Source organism: Streptomyces sp. ISL-87 (genome assembly GCF_018614095.1).
GTDB lineage: Bacteria > Actinomycetota > Actinomycetes > Streptomycetales > Streptomycetaceae > Streptomyces.
In genome coordinates, this window is sequence record NZ_JAGGOY010000098.1 from 1 (window position 1) to 5,241 (window position 5,241).

Genomic DNA, 5,241 nt, shown 5'->3' on the forward strand with positions numbered 1-5,241 from the left:
AAGAACACAGAACGAAAGCCCGGAGGAAAGCCCGTGAGGGTGAGTACAAAGGAAGCGTCCGTTCCTTGAGAACTCAACAGCGTGCCAAAAATCAACGCCAGAAGTTGATACCCCGTCCACTTCGGTGGATGAGGTTCCTTTGAAAAAGACCTGTGAGGTCGCCTTCGGGTGATGCTTGCAGGCAACAACACAGCGAGGACGCAGTGGTCAGTCGGTCATATTCCGACATGACTGACCCGCTCTAAGTGTGTGTGCGCCGGATTACTGGCAAACATTCATGGAGAGTTTGATCCTGGCTCAGGACGAACGCTGGCGGCGTGCTTAACACATGCAAGTCGAACGATGAAGCCCTTCGGGGTGGATTAGTGGCGAACGGGTGAGTAACACGTGGGCAATCTGCCCTTCACTCTGGGACAAGCCCTGGAAACGGGGTCTAATACCGGATAATACTCCTGCCTGCATGGGCGGGGGTTGAAAGCTCCGGCGGTGAAGGATGAGCCCGCGGCCTATCAGCTTGTTGGTGGGGTAATGGCCCACCAAGGCGACGACGGGTAGCCGGCCTGAGAGGGCGACCGGCCACACTGGGACTGAGACACGGCCCAGACTCCTACGGGAGGCAGCAGTGGGGAATATTGCACAATGGGCGAAAGCCTGATGCAGCGACGCCGCGTGAGGGATGACGGCCTTCGGGTTGTAAACCTCTTTCAGCAGGGAAGAAGCGAAAGTGACGGTACCTGCAGAAGAAGCGCCGGCTAACTACGTGCCAGCAGCCGCGGTAATACGTAGGGCGCAAGCGTTGTCCGGAATTATTGGGCGTAAAGAGCTCGTAGGCGGCTTGTCACGTCGGATGTGAAAGCCCGAGGCTTAACCTCGGGTCTGCATTCGATACGGGCTAGCTAGAGTGTGGTAGGGGAGATCGGAATTCCTGGTGTAGCGGTGAAATGCGCAGATATCAGGAGGAACACCGGTGGCGAAGGCGGATCTCTGGGCCATTACTGACGCTGAGGAGCGAAAGCGTGGGGAGCGAACAGGATTAGATACCCTGGTAGTCCACGCCGTAAACGTTGGGAACTAGGTGTTGGCGACATTCCACGTCGTCGGTGCCGCAGCTAACGCATTAAGTTCCCCGCCTGGGGAGTACGGCCGCAAGGCTAAAACTCAAAGGAATTGACGGGGGCCCGCACAAGCAGCGGAGCATGTGGCTTAATTCGACGCAACGCGAAGAACCTTACCAAGGCTTGACATATACCGGAAAGCATTAGAGATAGTGCCCCCCTTGTGGTCGGTATACAGGTGGTGCATGGCTGTCGTCAGCTCGTGTCGTGAGATGTTGGGTTAAGTCCCGCAACGAGCGCAACCCTTGTCCTGTGTTGCCAGCATGCCCTTCGGGGTGATGGGGACTCACAGGAGACCGCCGGGGTCAACTCGGAGGAAGGTGGGGACGACGTCAAGTCATCATGCCCCTTATGTCTTGGGCTGCACACGTGCTACAATGGCCGGTACAATGAGCTGCGATACCGCAAGGTGGAGCGAATCTCAAAAAGCCGGTCTCAGTTCGGATTGGGGTCTGCAACTCGACCCCATGAAGTCGGAGTTGCTAGTAATCGCAGATCAGCATTGCTGCGGTGAATACGTTCCCGGGCCTTGTACACACCGCCCGTCACGTCACGAAAGTCGGTAACACCCGAAGCCGGTGGCCCAACCCGTAAGGGAGGGAGCTGTCGAAGGTGGGACTGGCGATTGGGACGAAGTCGTAACAAGGTAGCCGTACCGGAAGGTGCGGCTGGATCACCTCCTTTCTAAGGAGCATATAGCCGACTGCGAGCGAATGACTCGCACGGTTGCTCATGGGTGGAACGTTGATTATTTGGCACCAGGTCATCTGATGGTCTCTCGAGTACTGCTTCGGCGTGGAAAGAGGATACGGAGGAGGTCTGGTGCCTGGCACGTTGTTGGGTGTCTGAGGGTACGGCCGTAAGGTCTTATCTTCGCGATGCCGGCCCCAGTGAACTCGCCAGCTTGTCTGGTGGGGTGATGGGTGGCTGGTCGTTGCTTGAGAACTACACAGTGGACGCGAGCATCTGTAGGCCAAGTTTTTAAGGGCGCACGGTGGATGCCTTGGCACCAGGAACCGATGAAGGACGTGAGAGGCCGCGATAGGCCCCGGGGAGCTGCCAACTGAGCTTTGATCCGGGGGTGTCCGAATGGGGAAACCCGGCAGTCGTCATGGGCTGTCACCCACTGCTGAACACATAGGCAGTGTGGAGGGAACGAGGGGAAGTGAAACATCTCAGTACCCTCAGGAAGAGAAAACAACCGTGATTCCGGGAGTAGTGGCGAGCGAAACCGGATGAGGCCAAACCGTATGCGTGTGATACCCGGCAGGGGTTGCGCATGCGGGGTTGTGGGAATTCTTTTGATCGGTCTGCCGGCCGGTCGGCGAGTCAGAAACCGTTGATGTAGTCGAAGGACATGCGAAAGGTCCGGCGTAGAGGGTAAGACCCCCGTAGACGAAACATCAGCGGCTTGCTTAAGAATCTCCCAAGTAGCACGGGGCCCGAGAAATCCCGTGTGAATCTGGCGGGACCACCCGCTAAGCCTAAATATTCCCTGGTGACCGATAGCGGATAGTACCGTGAGGGAATGGTGAAAAGTACCGCGGGAGCGGAGTGAAATAGTACCTGAAACCGTGTGCCTACAAGCCGTGGGAGCGTCGCCGTTGTTCTTCGGAACAACGGTCGTGACTGCGTGCCTTTTGAAGAATGAGCCTGCGAGTTAGCGGTGTGTAGCGAGGTTAACCCGTGTGGGGAAGCCGTAGCGAAAGCGAGTCCGAATAGGGCGATTGAGTTGCACGCTCTAGACCCGAAGCGGAGTGATCTAGCCATGGGCAGGTTGAAGCGGAGGTAAGACTTCGTGGAGGACCGAACCCACCAGGGTTGAAAACCTGGGGGATGACCTGTGGTTAGGGGTGAAAGGCCAATCAAACTCCGTGATAGCTGGTTCTCCCCGAAATGCATTTAGGTGCAGCGTCGTGTGTTTCTTGCCGGAGGTAGAGCACTGGATAGGCGATGGGCCCTACCGGGTTACTGACCTTAGCCAAACTCCGAATGCCGGTAAGTGAGAGCACGGCAGTGAGACTGTGGGGGATAAGCTCCATGGTCGAGAGGGAAACAGCCCAGAGCATCGACTAAGGCCCCTAAGCGTACGCTAAGTGGGAAAGGATGTGGAGTCGCAGAGACAACCAGGAGGTTGGCTTAGAAGCAGCCACCCTTGAAAGAGTGCGTAATAGCTCACTGGTCAAGTGATTCCGCGCCGACAATGTAGCGGGGCTCAAGCGTACCGCCGAAGTCGTGTCATTGCAGCAATAGGGCCAACGCCCGCTGTGATGGGTAGGGGAGCGTCGTGTGCCGGGTGAAGCAGCAGCGGAAGCTAGTTGTGGACGGTTCACGAGTGAGAATGCAGGCATGAGTAGCGATACACACGTGAGAAACGTGTGCGCCGATTGACTAAGGGTTCCTGGGTCAAGCTGATCTGCCCAGGGTAAGTCGGGACCTAAGGCGAGGCCGACAGGCGTAGTCGATGGACAACCGGTTGATATTCCGGTACCCGCTTTGAAACGCCCAGTATCGAATCAGGCGATGCTAAGTCCGTGAAGCCGTTCCGGACCCTTCGGGGAAAGGAAAGTGGTGGAGCCGACGAACCAGACTTGTAGTAGGTAAGCGATGGGGTGACGCAGGAAGGTAGTCCAGCCCGGGCGGTGGTAGTCCCGGGGTAAGGGTGTAGGCCGAGGGGTAGGCAAATCCGTCCCTCATTAAGGCTGAGACCTGATGCCGAGCCGATTGTGGTGAAGTGGATGATCCTATGCTGTCGAGAAAAGCCTCTAGCGAGTTTCATGGCGGCCCGTACCCTAAACCGACTCAGGTGGTCAGGTAGAGAATACCGAGGCGTTCGGGTGAACTATGGTTAAGGAACTCGGCAAAATGCCCCCGTAACTTCGGGAGAAGGGGGGCCATCACTGGTGATCGGACTTGCTCCGTGAGCTGGGGGTGGCCGCAGAGACCAGCGAGAAGCGACTGTTTACTAAAAACACAGGTCCGTGCGAAGCCGTAAGGCGATGTATACGGACTGACGCCTGCCCGGTGCTGGAACGTTAAGGGGACCGGTTAGTGCGCTTTCGGGCGTGCGAAGCTGAGAACTTAAGCGCCAGTAAACGGCGGTGGTAACTATAACCATCCTAAGGTAGCGAAATTCCTTGTCGGGTAAGTTCCGACCTGCACGAATGGCGTAACGACTTCTCGACTGTCTCAACCATAGGCCCGGTGAAATTGCACTACGAGTAAAGATGCTCGTTTCGCGCAGCAGGACGGAAAGACCCCGGGACCTTTACTACAGTTTGATATTGGTGTTCGGTTCGGCTTGTGTAGGATAGGTGGGAGACTTTGAAGCTGTGACGCCAGTCATGGTGGAGTCGCCGTTGAAATACCACTCTGGTCGTGCTGGATGTCTAACCTCGGTCCGTGATCCGGATCAGGGACAGTGTCTGATGGGTAGTTTAACTGGGGCGGTTGCCTCCCAAAGGGTAACGGAGGCGCCCAAAGGTTCCCTCAGCCTGGTTGGTAATCAGGTGTTGAGTGTAAGTGCACAAGGGAGCTTGACTGTGAGACCGACGGGTCGAGCAGGGACGAAAGTCGGGACTAGTGATCCGGCGGTGGCTTGTGGAAGCGCCGTCGCTCAACGGATAAAAGGTACCCCGGGGATAACAGGCTGATCTTCCCCAAGAGTCCATATCGACGGGATGGTTTGGCACCTCGATGTCGGCTCGTCGCATCCTGGGGCTGGAGTCGGTCCCAAGGGTTGGGCTGTTCGCCCATTAAAGCGGTACGCGAGCTGGGTTTAGAACGTCGTGAGACAGTTCGGTCCCTATCCGCTGTGCGCGTAGGAATATTGAGAAGGGCTGTCCCTAGTACGAGAGGACCGGGACGGACGAACCTCTGGTGTGCCAGTTGTCCTGCCAAGGGCATGGCTGGTTGGCTACGTTCGGGAGGGATAACCGCTGAAAGCATCTAAGCGGGAAGCCTGCTTCAAGATGAGTATTCCCACCTCCTTGAGAGGGTAAGGCTCCCAGTAGACGACTGGGTTGATAGGCCAGATGTGGAAGCCCGGTAACGGGTGGAGCTGACTGGTACTAATAGGCCGAGGGCTTGTCCTCAGTTGCTCGCGTCCACTGTGTTAGTTCTGAAG

2 rRNA genes are annotated in these 5,241 nt (G+C 56.9%); both read left to right on the forward strand.

Annotated features, from left to right (window positions below):
- Window positions 1-274 precede the first annotated feature (274 nt).
- A 16S ribosomal RNA gene (locus J7I97_RS30885) occupies window positions 275-1,799 on the forward strand.
- Window positions 1,800-2,086: 287 nt separating this feature from the next.
- Window positions 2,087-5,209 (forward strand): 23S ribosomal RNA (locus tag J7I97_RS30890).
- Together the 16S and 23S rRNA genes form the textbook arrangement of a ribosomal RNA operon.
- Window positions 5,210-5,241: the final 32 nt, after the last annotated feature.